Raw genomic sequence first — 15,325 nt, forward strand, 5'->3', positions numbered from 1 at the left:
AGCCCACGGACAACCTCAGGACACCGGCGCCAGGAGCAATCCGGTGATCGCATCGGTCAGCCCAGTGGCCAGCCGGGACCAGGTCGGACTAGGCGTTGGCTCCCCCGCGGCAACAGCGCGCTCGTACTCGGCACACGTGTGCACGATCAGGTGCCGAGCCATCTCGCCCCGCTCAGCCCGCACGGTGGCCGGTACGGCGGGCAGGCACGTGTTCAGCCCGTTCCGCACCTGCTGCAGCTGCGGCGACGTCATTGCCTCCTCGAGGATGATCTGCCGCAGTACCGGATCGGTCATCACCTGCGCGCCGAACCGCGCGTACCAGGTCGGCGTACTCAACGTCCCCAGGTACTCCGGGTTCGGCCGGACCATGCACCCGACCCAGTCCCGCAGCTGCGGCTCGGCCGGCAGCTCGGCCAGCATCCGCGTCCGGATCTGCTCGATCGGCTCGCTGTGCCGCCGTACGACGGCCCGGACCAGGTCGGCCTTGGTGCCGAAGTGGTAGCCGACCGCCGTGTTGTTGCCCTGGCCGGCGGCCTCGCTGATCTGCCGGTTGGAGACCGCGCCGACGCCGTGCTCGGCGAACAGCCGCTCGGCGGCGGCCAGGATCAGCTCGCGTGTCTGCTGTGCCCGGACTGCCATCGCCCTACCTTGCCCCACCTGTTCGCCGGTTGTCGGCATCAGATTGCCGACTCGCTTGCTTTAAGTCAACTGACTGATTTACCGTTAGTTGTATTCCGCAACCAAACACTGCCGCCCGGAGGCCCCTGCATGTCTGCTGTCCCTGCCGCGCCACGCCCCAACGCGGTGGTCGCCGCGCTGGCCTGTGCCGGTATCACGGTCTCGCTGATGCAGACCCTGATCATCCCGCTGGTCCCGCAGCTCCCGGCCCTGCTGCACGCCACCCCGAGCGACGCCACCTGGGCGATCACCGCCACCCTGCTGGCCGGTGCGATCGCGACGCCGATGATCGGGCGGCTCGGCGACATGTACGGCAAGCGCCGGATGCTGCTGCTCAGCCTGAGCATGCTGGTGATCGGCTCGGTCATCGGCGCGCTGAGCGACTCGCTGACCCCGATGATCGTGGCCCGCACGCTGCAGGGCCTGTCCGCCGGCGTGATCCCGCTCGGCATCAGCATCATGCGTGACGAGCTGCCGTCCGACCGGCTCGGTACGTCCATCGCGTTGATGAGCGCCTCACTGGGCATCGGCAGCGCACTGGGTCTGCCGGCCGCCGCACTGATCGCCGAGTACACCAACTGGCACGTGCTGTTCTGGACGGCAGCCGTGGCCGGCGCATTGGTCCTCGTACTGGTCGTCTCGCTCGTACCGGAGTCCTCTGTACGGAGTGGCGGCCGCTTCGACGCGCTCGGCGCGGTCGGACTGTCCGTCGGGCTCTTCTGCCTGCTGCTGGCGATCTCCAAGGGCGCAGACTGGGGTTGGGGCAGCGGACTGACCGACGGCCTGTTCGCCGCCGCAGTACTGGTGCTGGTGCTGTGGGGCTGGTACGAACTGCGCGCCAAGCAGCCGCTGGTCGACCTGCGGACCACCGCACGGCGCCAGGTGCTGCTGACCAACATCGCCTCGGCGGTGTTCGGCTTCGCGATGTTCGCCATGTCGCTAGTGCTCCCGCAGCTGCTGCAGCTGCCGAAGGCCACCGGGTACGGGCTGGGCCGCTCGATGCTCGCCGTCGGCCTGGTCCTGGCGCCGTCCGGGCTGGTGATGATGGCGACGGCTCCGCTGTCCGCCAAGATCTCCCGCACCCGCGGGCCGAAGGTCACGCTGATGCTCGGCGCGGTGATCGTGGCGCTCGGCTACGGCCTGGGCATCGTGATGATGTCCGCGGTCTGGCAGCTGGTCGTGATCGCCGCGGTGATCGGCGCCGGCATCGGTCTGGCGTACGGCGCGATGCCGGGGCTCATCATGGCCGCCGTACCGGTCTCCGAGACGGCCGCCGCCAACAGCCTGAACACGCTGATGCGGTCCATCGGAACGTCGGTGTCCAGTGCGGTCGCCGGGCTGGTGCTGGCCCAGGTGACCATTTCGTTCGGCGGCTTCCAGGTCCCGTCGCAGAACGGGTTCCGCCTGATCCTCGCGATCGGCTGCGGGGCGTCGTTGCTGGCACTGGTGATCGCGGCGTTCCTGCCCAAGCACACGCCGCCGGTGGTGCAGCCGGCCGCCGTACCGGGGGCCTTGGAAGCCGACCCCGTCGGCTGATTTGCGGGACGAGGCACAATGGAGGGTCGGGCAGGGTGTCCTGCCCGACCCTCCACTTGACGGGAGACAGGCGTGACCGACGGGCCGTTGATCGTGCAGTCCGACAAGACCCTGCTGCTGGAGACGGCGCACCCGGACTCGAACGACTGCCGCAAGGCGATCGCCCCCTTCGCGGAGCTGGAGCGGGCACCGGAGCACGTGCACACCTACCGGCTGACTCCGCTCGGCCTGTGGAACGCGCGGGCCGCAGGGCACGACGCGGAGCAGGTGATCGACGTCCTGCTGCGCTACAGCCGCTACCCGGTCCCGCACTCGCTGCTGGTCGACATCGCCGAGACGCTCGACCGGTACGGCCGGCTGCGGCTCGAGAAGCACCCGGAGCACGGACTGGTCCTGGTCACGACGGACCGGCCGGTGCTGGAGGAGGTGCTGCGCTCGGCCAAGATCAAGCCGCTGCTGGGTGAGCGGATCGACGACGACATGGTGCTGGTGCACCCGTCCGAGCGTGGCCACCTGAAGCAGACCCTGCTGAAGCTCGGCTGGCCCGCCGAGGACCTGGCCGGGTACGTCGACGGCGAGAAGCACAAGATCGACCTGGTCAACGACGGCTGGGAGATGCGGCCGTACCAGCAGCAGGCGGTGGACTCGTTCTGGCACGGCGGCTCCGGCGTCGTCGTCCTGCCGTGTGGCGCGGGCAAGACGATCGTCGGCGCGGCCGCGATGGCCCAGGCCTCGGCGACCACGCTGATCCTGGTCACCAACACGGTGTCGGCGCGGCAGTGGAAGGACGAGCTGCTCAAGCGGACCAGCCTGACCGAGGACGAGATCGGCGAGTACTCCGGCGCGCGCAAGGAGATCCGGCCGGTCACCATCGCGACGTACCAGGTGATGACGACCCGGCGGAAGGGCGTCTACTCGCACCTGGAGGTGTTCGACGCCCGCGACTGGGGCCTGATCGTGTACGACGAGGTGCACCTGCTGCCGGCGCCGATCTTCCGGATGACGGCGGACCTGCAGACCCGGCGGCGGATCGGCCTGACCGCGACGCTGGTCCGCGAGGACGGCCGCGAGGGCGACGTGTTCTCGCTGATCGGCCCGAAGCGGTACGACGCGCCGTGGAAGGACATCGAGGCGCAGGGCTGGATCGCGCCCGCCGACTGCGTCGAGGTGCGCGTCGACCTGGAGCAGACCGAGCGGTTCGTCTACGCCACGGCCGAGCCCGAGGACCGGTATCGGCTGGCCGCGTCGACGCCGGCCAAGTCGCGGCTGGTCCGGCGGATCGCCGACCACCACAAGGGCGAGCCGATGCTGGTGATCGGGCAGTACATCGACCAGCTGGACGAGCTCGGCGAGCGGCTGGAGTGCCCGGTGATCAAGGGCGAGACGACGGTCAAGGAGCGCCAGCGGCTGTTCCAGGCGTTCCGGACCGGCGAGATCGACCGCCTGGTGGTCAGCAAGGTCGCGAACTTCTCCATCGACCTGCCCGAAGCCTCGGTCGCCGTCCAGGTATCGGGGACGTTCGGGTCGCGGCAGGAGGAGGCCCAGCGCCTCGGCCGCGTGCTGCGCCCGAAGGGCGACGGCCGGACGGCGCGGTTCTACTCGATCGTCGCCCGCGACACCGTCGACGCCGAGTTCGCCGCCCACCGCCAGCGCTTCCTGGCCGAACAGGGCTACGCGTACACGATCGTCGACGCGGAGAACCTGTTCGCCTGATCCAAGGGAAAGGGGTTCTCGATCGCCGGGAACCTCTTCGCCTGATGCGATTTCTGTCGTTCGCGTGAATCGGGCGGCATCGGCGGGGTACCGCTGCTCCATGACAGCCGAGACGGGGACCGCCGGCCAGGCGGACCAGACCTGGGGCAGACGCTTGGCGACCGCTGCGCGGCGGCAGAGTCAGGCGTACGGGCCGGAACGATCACTGCGCGGATACTTGGGCGCGATCGCAGCCTTCGCGGCGTACTCCGTCGCGCTGGCCGCGACCGCCCGAGCGACCGGGCGGCGACTACCCGGACGGATCGAGCCGCTGGATCTGGTCGTGGGCGCGGCCGCGACGTTCCGGTTCAGCAAGCTGGTCAGCCGCAACTCGGTGACCAGTCCGCTCAGAGCGCCCTTCACCCAGTACGCCGCTCCGGGTGGCCCGGCCGAGACGCTCGAGGAGGCCCGCGGATCCGGCGCGCGCCGGGTGATCGGTGAGCTGATCACCTGCCCGTTCTGCGTCTCCGTCTGGGCCGCCGCCACCTACACGGCCGGTCTGGCGCTCTGCCCGAAAGCAACCCGGCTCGGAGCGACCGGACTGACCGTGCTGGCCGGCGCCGACCTGCTGCAGCTGTCCTCGACGATCCTGACCGACGCCGCGACGCGGGAGCGCGACTGATGGCCGCGGTCCGTCCGGTGGGCGGGGCCAAGGGCTGCCTGGCGATGATCCTGTTTTCCGTCGTCGCCTCGGTGCTGCTGACCGTCGTACTGAATCTCCTGCTGCGCTGACCGATTCCCGACGATGCCTTGGTGGAGGCGATGATGAAAGCGATGGTGTACCGCGGGCCGTACCGGATCCGCGTGGAGGAGAAGGACCGGCCGGCGATCGAGCACCCGAACGACGCGATCGTGCGGGTGACCAGGGCGGCGATCTGCGGGTCCGACCTGCACCTGTACCACGGGATGATGCCGGACACCCGCGTCGGCCACACGTTCGGCCACGAGTTCGTCGGCGTGGTGGACGAGGTCGGCTCGTCGGTGCGGAACCTGCGGGTCGGTGACCGGGTGATGGTGCCGTTCAACATCTACTGCGGCAGCTGCTTCTTCTGCGCCCGCGGCCTGTACTCCAACTGTCACAACGTCAACCCGAACGCGACCGCGGTCGGCGGCATCTACGGCTACTCGCACACCTGCGGCGGGTACGACGGCGGGCAGGCCGAGTACGTCCGGGTCCCGTTCGCCGACGTCGGGCCGTCCGTCGTACCGGAGTGGATGGACGACGACGACGCCGTCCTGCTGACCGACGCCCTGGCCACCGGGTACTTCGGCGCGCAGCTCGGCGACATCTCCGAGGGCGACACCGTCGTGGTCTTCGGCGCCGGCCCGGTCGGCCTGTTCGCCGCGAAGTCGGCCTGGCTGATGGGCGCCGGCCGGGTGATCGTGATCGACCACCTGGAGTACCGGCTGGAGAAGGCGCGCGAGTTCGCCCACGCCGAGACCCGCAACTTCGCCGAGTACGACGACATCGTGGTCGAGATGAAGAAGACCACCGACCACCTCGGCGCGGACGTCGCGATCGACGCGGTCGGCGCCGAGGCCGACGGGAACCTGCTGCAGCACGTGACGGCCGCGAAGCTGAAGCTGCAGGGCGGTTCGCCGATCGCGCTGAACTGGGCGATCGACTCGGTCCGCAAGGGCGGCACGGTTTCGGTGATGGGCGCGTACGGGCCGATGTTCAGCGCGGTGAAGTTCGGCGACGCGATGAACAAGGGCCTCACGCTGCGGATGAACCAGTGCCCGGTGAAGCGCCAGTGGCCCCGGTTGTTCGAGCACGTCCGCAACGGCTACCTCAAGCCCAGCGACCTGGTCACGCACCGGATCCCGCTGGACCACATCGCCGACGGCTACCACATCTTCTCGGCCAAGCTCGACGGCTGCATCAAGCCGCTGATCGTCCCGGCCGCCTGACCTGACGGGAGCAGACCATGGCCTACACCGCGCAGAAACCGCCGGCCCCGGAGACCAGTGAGCAGCTGCGGGCCCGGATTCCCGGCTGGGGTGCCGACCTGGACCCCGCGGACCGCCCGTCGGTCCCCCGGGAGCAGTTCGACCCGAATCTGTCCGGGGCGCACTGGGAGTTCCCGGAGCGGCAGCCGGAGAAGTGGCCGCGTGAGCGCTCGATCGAGCACGCGTTCCTGACCCCGGTCTTCGGTACGTCGTGCCCGCCGCGCGGCGTGTCCGGAGCGATCCGGCGCCTGTCGTACGCGAAGTACAGCGAAGGAAGGGCCGCGCACTGGTTGCTCCTGCTGGCCGCCGACCGGGTGGACACCTTCGGGAGCACGCTGCGCTCGTTCGCGACCCTGCGGCCGGACAACCCGCTCACCGAGACCGGCATTCGCACCGAGGTCACTCACCACGGTCTGAAGTCGCGCCGCGGCCAGAAGCGGGTGGACCTGGTCCACCAGCCTCTGGACGCGCTGTTCATCGGTGGCCGGTGGATCGCGCTCGGGCTGTCCGCTTACGCCGTCTACCGGCGGCTCAGGCCAGCAGGTCGTCGCAGGCGATGAGCGGGCAGGGGACGCGTTTGAGGTAAGGGCCCATCGAGCGGTCGCCGGTGGCGGCGGCCGCTGCGCCTGACCAGTGGTCCCGGCCGATGACGACCGGGTAGCCGGCGAAGCCGTTGAAGCCGGCTCGGGCCAGCGCGGCCGGGCCGGGCTCGGCAGCGGCCGCCACTCGCTTCAGGACGGCCGGGCCGACCTCCGGGCGGTCGACCATGTGGAAGAGCGCTGTGGCCGCGTCGGTCTGCTCGGCCCAGGCGAAGCCGGCTTTGACCGACTGGGACAGGCCGTCGGACCAGTCCGGCGACGGTACGACGGTGACGTCCTCCCCCGCGAGCAGTGCGACCACATCCGGCGCCGCGGCGCCGACGACGACACCGATCGGTCCGCACCCGGCCGCTCGCAGGGTGGCGACGGTGGTGACGACCCACGGCGTACCGTCCGCCGCGCGCATCAGACCGCCCGGCATCCCGAGCCTGGTCCCGGCGCCGGCGGCCAGCAGGACGCCCACCAGTTCTCCCATCCGGACAGTCTGGACTGTGATCTGCGAGTCATCCAGGAATTGACCTGGCACCGGCGTGGGTTGCACCCCAGGAGAGGGGGTGACGGACCGGTAGCGGACCGTGGCTCGGGGGTTGCCCAGGGCAACATCAGGGTCGAGCCTGGGCCATTCCGGAGGCTTCGACCGGTACCGTCGAAAAGTATGGGGACACAGGCACTGGAGCCCGTCGGGTTAGGTGAACGCCACCGGTCGGCAGGTCCGGTGGTGTGGCGGGTGGTCCGGGAAGCAGTCCTGCTGGCGACGCTCTTCCTGGTCTACAGCGCGGGCCGGCAGATCGCCGCCAAGCACACCGGTTCGGCCTTCGACCACGCCGACCAGGTGCTGTCGCTGCAGCGCTGGCTGCACCTGCCGAACGAGGCAGCACTCCAGCAGCACGCCCTGCAGGTCCCCCACCTGGTCGAGGGCGCCAACCTGTACTACGCGTCCGTCCACGCCCCACTCACCGCGATCGTCCTGCTCTGGTTGAGCATCTGGCGCCCGATGGCCTACCCCCGGGTGCGCTGGACGATGGTTTCGGTCACCGCTCTCGCCCTGGTCGGCCACATCGTGTACCCGCTCGCCCCGCCGCGGATGATGCCCGGTTTCGTCGACACCGGGTTGCTGTTCGGTCAGTCGGTCTACGGACCGGACCACTCCGACGGCGTGGCCAACCAGTTCGCCGCGATGCCGAGCCTGCACGTCGGCTGGGCCGCGCTGATCGCGCTGTCGATGATCCTGATCACCCGGACGAAGTGGCGCTGGCTGTGGCTGCTGCACCCGATCATCACCTTCGGCGTGGTGGTGGTGACGGCGAACCACTACTGGATGGACGGCATCGTCGTCCTGGTGCTGCTGGCGGTCAGCCTGCCGCTGCTGCTGCGACCGGGCCTGCGCGCCGCGAGTAATTCGGTGTCGCCGCTGGCGGCGGTCAAGTAACGTAGCGGAGCTTCCCCGACCGTCGACCCGCTTTGCGGAGGTTCTGTCATGCCCCCGGACGATCCCACCCTCGACGACGAGCGTTCCTACCTCGCCACCTCCCGCGCCGCGCTGGCGGTGATGCGCGCCAAGACCGGTTCGCTGGAGATCGCCAGCGCGGACCCGGTGAACACCGAGTTCCTCAAGCAGGCGATCTGGCGCCGGATGAAGGAGCTCGAGGACGACCCGGACGTGCCGCTGTTCTTCGGCCGGCTGGACTACCTGGAGCCCCGGCCGGAGACCTTCCACATCGGCCGCCGGCACGTGAACGACGAGGCCGGCGAGCCGCTGGTGGTCGACTGGCGGGCCGAGATCTCGGTGCCGTTCTACCGGGCCAGCAAGACCGAGCCGATGGGCGTCGGCACCCGGCGCCGGTTCGGGTTCACGCACGGCGAGATGACGGCGTACGAGGACGAGGACCTCACGTCGGCCGGCGCCGTCGAGGAGCACAGCGACATCCTGGACGCCGAGATCGAGCGTCCGCGGTCCGGCCCGATGCGCGACATCGTGGCGACCATTCAGCCCGAGCAGGACGTGATCGTCCGGGCCGGTGTCGAGCAGACCATCTGCGTCCAGGGCGCGCCCGGTACGGGGAAGACCGCGGTCGGGCTGCACCGCGCGGCGTACCTGCTTTACGCGTACCGCGACCAGCTGAGCCGGGCGGGCGTCCTGGTCGTCGGCCCGAACGCGAGCTTCCTGCGCTACATCGGCGACGTGCTCCCGGCGCTCGGCGAGATCGAGGCGAAGCAGACCACCGTCGAGGAGATGGTCGCCCGGGTGAAGATCGCCGGGCCGGGTCCCGCGCCGGTCGACGTGCTCAAGGGTGACGCCCGGATGGCCGAGGTGCTGCACCGGGCGGTCTGGTCGGGGATCCAGCTGCCGAAGGAGTCGCTGGTCGTCCCGCGCGGCTCGCACCGCTGGCGGGTCCCGGCGTACGAGGCGGAGGAGCTGGTCACCGAGCTGCGCACCAGAGGCATCCGGTACGGCGCCGGCCGCGGCATGCTGCCGCAGCGGCTCGCGCACGCCGTACTGCTGCGCATGGAGGCCGCCGGGGACTCGCCGGACGACCGGGTGCAGGACGCTGTCGCGCGGAGCCGTCCGGTGAAGCAGTACGCCGAGGCGCTGTGGCCCGCGGTCGATCCGGTGAAGCTGCTGTTCCGGCTGTTCACCGATGCGGACCTGCTGGCCGAGCACGCCGACGGGATCCTCACCGGGGACGAGCAGCGGCTGCTGCTGTGGGAGAAGGCGCCGCGCTCGGCCGGAGCCGCCAAGTGGTCAGTTGCTGATGCCACGCTGATCGACGAGATCGCCGACCTGGTCGACCGGACGCCCAGCCTCGGTCACGTCGTACTGGACGAGGCGCAGGACCTGTCCGCCATGCAGCTGCGGGCAGTAGGGCGGCGCTGCTCGACCGGCTCGATGACTGTGCTCGGAGACATTGCCCAGGGCACCACACCGTGGGCCACGCCGTCGTGGGACGAGGCGCTGAAGCACCTGGGCAAGTCCGGCGCCCACACCGAGGAGCTGACCGCCGGCTTCCGTGTCCCCGGCCAGGTCATCGAGTACGCCGCCCGCCTGCTGCCCCTGATCGCGCCGCACCTGACCCCGCCCACCGCCGTACGACGGGCCCGCGGTGAGCTGACCATCACGCGAGTCGCCGACAGCCTCGCCGCTGCGGTCTCCACGGTCGCCGAGGTCTCCGAACGCCCCGGCTCGATCGGCCTGATCGTCCCCGACGCGCTGGTCGCGGACACCCGCAAAGCCCTGCAGGACAAGGGCATCACGTTCGCAGTACTCGGCGACGAGGACGACGTGGAGACCCACCTGGACGTCGTACCGGCGAGCCTGGCCAAGGGTCTCGAGTTCGACCACGTGGTCCTGGTAGAACCCGCCGGCATCGTCGCCGGCGAGGCCGACGAGAGGACCGGCCTACGCCGCCTGTACGTCTGCCTCACCCGTGCGGTGACCTCGCTGGCAGTCCTCCATACGGAAGACCTGCCTGCTGTGCTGAAGAACTAAAAGCCTCTGGAACCACCCGACCGCCTGGACGAGCGGCGGCTGGAGCCGCCTCCGCTGGAGCGGGTGCGGGAGGAGAAGGAGCGGCGGCGGGACGAGCCGGAGCTCCAGCCGCCTCCGTCGGAGTCGCCGGAGTCGGAGTTGGACGAGGACGACCAGCTGCCGATCGACGTGCCGATGTCCGAGGCGGCTCGGCCGAAGCGGGCGCCGGCTCGGCGGGAGGCCCAGCGGGCGCGCATCTCGGTGCCGGCGCGGCGGGCGTCCTCGTCGGGGAACCACCAGCGCGACCCGTCGCCCCGCGACCAGTAGCCGTCCATGTACGACGCCAGCTCCTCCCCCAGCGTCCAGTACGGCCGGGCCCTGTCCCGCACGGTCACCATCCGGATGTCCGGCTGTTCGTTGGCGGCCAGCCGGGCAGCACACGCGTCGCAGACGTCCACACCCCGCTCCCGACCACCCTCAGGCGTCCAGTTCGCCGAACCAGTGCTGGGCCCGTGCCGCGGGTCGAAGAAGCAGGGCGCCGTCGGCTCCGGCATCGGCTTGCCGGCCCGTACGGCGTCCAGGCACAGCAGCCCGTAGCGAGCGGAGCCGAGCAGTGTCGCCACAGCCTCGGTGTCCGCGTCACCCTTCGCCTCGTCCAGCCGGTGCCGCGCCTTCTCCACCGTGTCGAGCACATCCTTCGACAGCTTCGCCTGCTGCGGGTCCGACGTTGTCGGCAGCCCGGACACGTGCTGCGAGAGCGCGATGATCTCCTCGTTCAGCAACGGCTTCGCGACCTCCAGGTGCTGCTGCTCCTCCTTGCGGCGAGCCCGCCGAGCACCCAGTGTCGTCACGCCCCACCACAGCCCGCCCAGCCCGGCAGCACCACCCGCCCACGGCGCGGCGTCGATGTAGAACGGCTTGTCGATCTCCTGCCCGCGCTGGATGAACCGCTCGAGCATCTCCTCGTAGTCCGGCGCACAGCAGTCCACCGCCTGATCGACGGCATCGCCCACGTGGTACGTCGGCCCCTTGTCCGCCCGCTGCACCGCGTGGAACCCGCGGCCCTTCCGCTCCGACGAAGCATCGACCAGTACGGCGTACACGCCCTCGACCCCGACCCGGTCGTAGAGCTGGTCGGCGATCTCCTCACCCTCCCAGGCCAGCCGGACCGTGGTGGAGAAGCTGGAGGTCGGGGCGACGTTCAGCGCGCTGGCCGGGATCACGGCGATCCGCATCGGCGCGGCGGACGCCTTGGCCGCGGCGTCGAGCTCGGACTTCTCCGAGGCGGTCAGCTTCTTCACCGCCGGATCGACCCACAAACCGGGCGAGCCGAGGGCCGCGGCGACCTGGTCCATGTAGGTGCCGGCCTTCTCCAGCGCCCGCCGCCGGTCCCCCGCCGTGTCGGGCGGGGTGTAGCGGAAGGTCGGCCTGGTCCTGGTCGAGCTGGGCTTGCCCGGTGTCGGCTTCGTCGCGCTGGGTTTGCCGGGCGTCGGCGTCGGGGTGGCCGCCTGCGCGGCGGCCACGGGAAGAGTGGTCAGGACCACCGCGGCCAGGAGCAGCGGCAGGCGAACGCGGGGCGGGTTCATCGGGTTCCTCCCGAGAGGCGGGCTTGGCAGGCGGCACAGACCGGGACCTCGCGGGCCTTGCCGCCCGGCGGCGTGTACATCCAGTCCGTCACGGAGGTCCCGTGCGACGAGTCGAAGAAGCAGAGCGCGCGGCGGGCGGGCTTCGGCGTACCGGCGACCAGCGCCTGGGCGCAGGCGAGCCGCCAGCGCCCGTACTCGACCGTGTCCCGCACCGAACGCAGCTGCTCGTCGGTGGGCTCGGCGTCGACCACGCGGCCGGCGTCGGCGTACGCATCCATCGCCGCCTGCACGTCCGCTGAGGTGTCCACGCCGTCCAGACGCACGTCGGCGGCATCCAGTTCCTCGCCGAACCGCGTCACGTCCTCCCGCGCCAGCGCCTGCCGCTCTTCCAGGGTGTCCGCCTCGTCCGGCAGCACGTCGTACGACGGCCGGTAGAGCGCGGGTCCTTCGTCCTTGCCCGGCCGGCGCTTCCACCACCACAAGCCCAGACCACCGGCGACCGCGACGACGACCAGGACGAGCAACCAGATCGGGAAGCCGCCGTCGTCGGCCTTCGGCACGTCCAGCTGGTCGAGCACACCGTTCAGCGTGCCGACCGGGTCGGACCTGCTGTGCTTGCCCAGCTCGTCGGTGAGGATCTCCGCGATCGGGGTGTCGACGCCGACCGCGCTGCCCCAGACGATCGCTCCGCCGAACACGACCAGGTAGACGCCGTCCTCCCGTTGCAGGTCCACCACCTGGTCGACATAGGCCCGTGCAGCCTGCTCACGCGTACCGGTGGTCGCGAGCGAAGCCGCAGGGACCACGGCGATCCGGATGGACTGGTCCTGCGCCTCCACCCGCTCAGCGAGCCGCTGGGCCTCCTCGTCGGGGACCAGGGCTCGCTGCGTCGGGTCGACGTACACCGGACTGCTGTCCCAGCCCTGAACAACAGTGCTGGGACCGGTCAGAGGCGTGGTGAGCAGCAACAGGCCGGCCAGAAAACGCATGCGGGCCAGCATGCCTCAAATGAGGTCCTAGTAGATCGACAGCCCCGTCAGCCGCACCTTCCCACGGGCCTGAGTGATCCTCACTCGGACCTGATCCGTGGTCACCGGGCTGTCCAGCGCGAGGATCCGTTTGTAGCCGACGGCACCGAACGCGGCGACCTGCTTCCAGCCGCCCTGCTCCCGGACCTCGATCACGCCCACCTCGACCTGCTGACCGAAGCGGATGTCCTCGCCGAGCGACACTCGCTTCACCGTCGCCTTCTGCGGCAGCTCGACCGACACCGTGCCGTTGCCCTCGTCAATGACCCGTGCGCCCTGCGCCAGATCGCGTGGCATGTCAGCAGCGAGCTTGGCTCGCCACTCCGCCAGCCTGGTGACGTCCTGGTCGTCCAGCCGTCCCCGACGGTCCGGTGGGATGTTGAGCAGCAGCACGGAGTTCCGGCCGACCGACTTGTAGTAGATGTCGGTCAGCTGCTCCACCGAGCGCGGCGACTGCTCCGGGTGGTGGAACCAGCCCTCCCGGATCGACACGTCCGACTCGGCCGGCCACCAGGCCAGCTGGGTCGCACCAGCGTCCCGCCCGGCCAGCAGAGCCTTCCGGCTGCCCTGGTCGGCAGCGGCGTACCCGAGTGCGTAGTCGGGTGAGCCGTTCCGCTTGGTGATCGTCGGTACGACGCTGAACTCGTCCGGCCGGGCCAGACCGGACTCGTTGCCGACCCACCGCACGTCCGGCCCGCTGACGGCGATCGTCGCCTGTGGAGCGAGCTTGCGGATCAGCTCGTACCAGCTGGGGAAGTCGTAGGTCTCGACCTTGTCCGGTGGGATCCGGCCCTGCGCGCCGTCGAACCAGACCTCGTCGACCGGCCCGTACTCGGTCAGCAGCTCGTACAGCTGGTTCAGCATGTAGGCGCCGTAGTCCGACGCGGTCAGCGTGTACTGCGGCAAGTCCCGCCCGGCCCGGTCGTCGCCGGGGACCAGGGTCGGGATGGTGCGCGGGGTGTGCGCGCTGCCGTTGGCGTAGACACCGTCGAGGTACTGGTTCTCGTCGGCCGGGGACAGGTACAGGCCGACCTTGAGCCCGTACTTGCGCATCGACTTCACGAACGCCTCGACCACGTCGCCCTGACCGCCCTGCCACGAGCTGGACGCGACGCTGTGGTCGCTGTAGCGCGACGGGTAGAGGAGGAAGCCGTCGTGGTGCTTCACGGTGAGGATGGCGAGCTTGAAGCCCGAGTCCCGCAGGGTGCGCGCCCACTGGTCGGTGTCGAGCCCGGTCGGCTGGAACAGGTCGGGGTCCTCGTCGCCGTGTCCCCACTCCAGCCCGGTGAAGGTGTTCACCCCGAAGTGCAGGAACGCCGTCTGCTCCATCCGCTGCCACTCCACCTGCCGCGGCTCCGGCCGGATCGCCGACGCCTTTGCCACCAGGGAGGTCACGCACTCTCCCTCCGCCACCGGCATGGTCTGCGCGGGCTTCAGCTTGCCGACCACACACGGCAGCGCCTTCAGGGCGGCCGACGGCTCACCGAAGTAGCTGCTGACACCCACCCCGTACGCCGTACCGCGCGCACCGGTCAACCACCGCACCTCGTCCACCGGCCCGACCTCGACGCCTAGGCTCAACGCGGTGACTCCGGGCGCGGTCAGCACCCTGACCTTGCCCTCCTCGATCGCCAGCCCCAAGTAGTGGTACTTGACACCTTCCTTCACCGCCGCGGTCGGCAGGCTCACCTCGGCGCTCTTGCCCCCTACCTGCAGCGTGACCGACTGCTTGCCTGAGGCAACCAGCCGTACACCACCCAGCTCGATCAGCGACGTGCCCCGATCGAGCAGGTCAGGCGACACCACGGTCTCCGCCAGTACTCCGCCACCACCGAGCTCCCCACGCCAGCTGACTCCACCACCATCCAGCTTCAGCCGTGCGGGCGCGGTGATCTTCCCGCCGGCGACCATCAGCCCCGAGGCCTTCTCACCAAGCCCCGGCACGTACTGCCCCTGCTCGATCGTCCCCTCGAACCCGACGCTCACCTTCGCCGTCGACCCCACCGGCTTCGCCAGCCGCAGATCACCCGGGTTGAACGCGCCGCTGAACGTCGCCAGCCGCACCTGCCGGACCGACCCCACCAGCCCGCGCTGCAGCGCCGACGGGTGCACCTCGTTGCCCACGCCGATCTCCGCACCCGCATCGGGATGCCAGGTCGCCGTACCGGACGTGCTGACCGCGGCCGGCAGTTGCTGGCCGTCCAGGAACGCGTGCAGCGTCGCACCACCGCCGTCGACCTCGTAGGCCAGCGCCAGCACGTGCTGCTCGCCGGCGCTCGGTACCGGGACGGACTGGACGACGTCCTGCCACTCGCCGTTGACCTCAGAGCTGAAGCCGTACTGGAGGTTGCTGCCGCTGTAGCGGCCGAAGATCGCGCCACCGACAGCAGTCACCGTCGCCAGACTGCCTTGTGTAGCGGCAGGTGTGAACGCGGTCTCGACCAGGAACGACCGCTGCACCGCGCCACCGCTGATCGGCGTACTGGGCTGGAAGCGGACGCCGTCAGCTCCGCCCGCGAGCACCAGCCCGCGTGCCGGGTCCTGCGACTCCGCGCCGGTACGACGGGTGAGCGTGCCGCCCATCACCTCGCCGGTCGCCGCCGTGTAGGTGTTGCCGCTGGAGAACGAGCCACCGAACGACACGTCGAGGACATCAGGATCAGCTGCCACAGCGGGCACGGTACTCACCACTCCGATCAGCAGGCTCAAGGCCAGCAGGATGCGCACGCC

At 70.3% G+C, this 15,325-nt stretch carries 12 protein-coding genes; 7 read left to right on the forward strand and 5 right to left on the reverse strand.

Annotated features, from left to right (window positions below; genetic code table 11):
* Positions 1-15: 15 nt before the first annotated feature.
* A complete protein-coding gene (locus ABD235_RS32320; RefSeq protein WP_344181090.1) occupies positions 16-639 on the reverse strand; it encodes a TetR/AcrR family transcriptional regulator in 624 nt (207 codons plus the stop codon).
* Between the two features lie 129 nt (positions 640-768).
* Between ABD235_RS32320 and ABD235_RS32325 the strand changes: the two genes are divergently transcribed.
* From ABD235_RS32325 to ABD235_RS32345, 5 genes are all read left to right on the forward strand, one after another.
* Entirely contained in the window at positions 769-2,214 is a 1,446-nt protein-coding gene (locus ABD235_RS32325) for an MFS transporter (protein ID WP_344181092.1), read from the forward strand.
* A gap of 72 nt (positions 2,215-2,286) precedes the next feature.
* Positions 2,287-3,927 carry a DNA repair helicase XPB gene (locus ABD235_RS32330; RefSeq protein WP_344181094.1) on the forward strand — a complete coding sequence of 547 codons (1,641 nt, stop codon included), beginning with the start codon at positions 2,287-2,289 and terminating at the stop codon, positions 3,925-3,927.
* A gap of 100 nt (positions 3,928-4,027) precedes the next feature.
* Positions 4,028-4,588 carry a DUF1360 domain-containing protein gene (locus tag ABD235_RS32335; RefSeq protein WP_344181096.1) on the forward strand — a complete coding sequence of 187 codons (561 nt, stop codon included), beginning with the start codon at positions 4,028-4,030 and terminating at the stop codon, positions 4,586-4,588.
* A 143-nt stretch (positions 4,589-4,731) separates the two neighbouring features.
* Positions 4,732-5,877, forward strand: a complete 1,146-nt coding sequence (locus ABD235_RS32340) for a zinc-dependent alcohol dehydrogenase (protein ID WP_344181099.1) — start codon at positions 4,732-4,734, stop codon at positions 5,875-5,877.
* A 17-nt stretch (positions 5,878-5,894) separates the two neighbouring features.
* The gene (locus tag ABD235_RS32345) at positions 5,895-6,476 is read left to right on the forward strand and encodes a hypothetical protein (RefSeq protein WP_344181101.1); all 582 of its coding nucleotides are present in this window, start codon (positions 5,895-5,897) and stop codon (positions 6,474-6,476) included.
* Here ABD235_RS32345 and ABD235_RS32350 read toward each other — a convergent pair.
* Positions 6,448-6,990, reverse strand: a complete 543-nt coding sequence (locus ABD235_RS32350) for a nucleotidyltransferase family protein (RefSeq protein WP_344181103.1) — start codon at positions 6,988-6,990, stop codon at positions 6,448-6,450. The two genes, ABD235_RS32345 and ABD235_RS32350, sit on opposite strands and share 29 nt — an antisense overlap.
* A gap of 252 nt (positions 6,991-7,242) precedes the next feature.
* On the opposite strand from ABD235_RS32350, the gene ABD235_RS32355 reads away from it, so the two are divergent.
* Positions 7,243-7,944 carry a phosphatase PAP2 family protein gene (locus ABD235_RS32355; protein WP_344181105.1) on the forward strand — a complete coding sequence of 234 codons (702 nt, stop codon included), beginning with the start codon at positions 7,243-7,245 and terminating at the stop codon, positions 7,942-7,944.
* Between the two features lie 48 nt (positions 7,945-7,992).
* Positions 7,993-10,002: a HelD family protein gene (locus ABD235_RS32360; RefSeq protein WP_344181107.1), complete on the forward strand. Its 2,010-nt coding sequence runs from the start codon at positions 7,993-7,995 to the stop codon at positions 10,000-10,002.
* On the opposite strand, the gene ABD235_RS32365 is transcribed toward ABD235_RS32360, so the two are convergent.
* Genes ABD235_RS32365 through ABD235_RS32375 form a run of 3 tightly spaced genes read right to left on the reverse strand, consistent with a single transcriptional unit; the run spans position 9,999 to position 15,322 of the window.
* Positions 9,999-11,567 carry a hypothetical protein gene (locus tag ABD235_RS32365; RefSeq protein ID WP_344181109.1) on the reverse strand — a complete coding sequence of 523 codons (1,569 nt, stop codon included), beginning with the start codon at positions 11,565-11,567 and terminating at the stop codon, positions 9,999-10,001. The genes ABD235_RS32360 and ABD235_RS32365 overlap by 4 nt on opposite strands.
* Positions 11,564-12,556 (reverse strand): hypothetical protein, encoded by a 993-nt coding sequence (locus tag ABD235_RS32370; protein WP_344181111.1) that lies wholly within the window; start codon positions 12,554-12,556, stop codon positions 11,564-11,566. Before ABD235_RS32370 ends, ABD235_RS32365 begins: the two co-directional genes overlap by 4 nt.
* A 27-nt stretch (positions 12,557-12,583) precedes the next feature.
* On the reverse strand, positions 12,584-15,322 hold the full coding sequence (locus tag ABD235_RS32375; protein ID WP_344181113.1) for an alpha-L-fucosidase: 2,739 nt from the start codon (positions 15,320-15,322) through the stop codon (positions 12,584-12,586).
* Positions 15,323-15,325: the final 3 nt, after the last annotated feature.

The organism is Kribbella lupini (assembly GCF_039529595.1).
Lineage (GTDB): Bacteria > Actinomycetota > Actinomycetes > Propionibacteriales > Kribbellaceae > Kribbella > Kribbella lupini.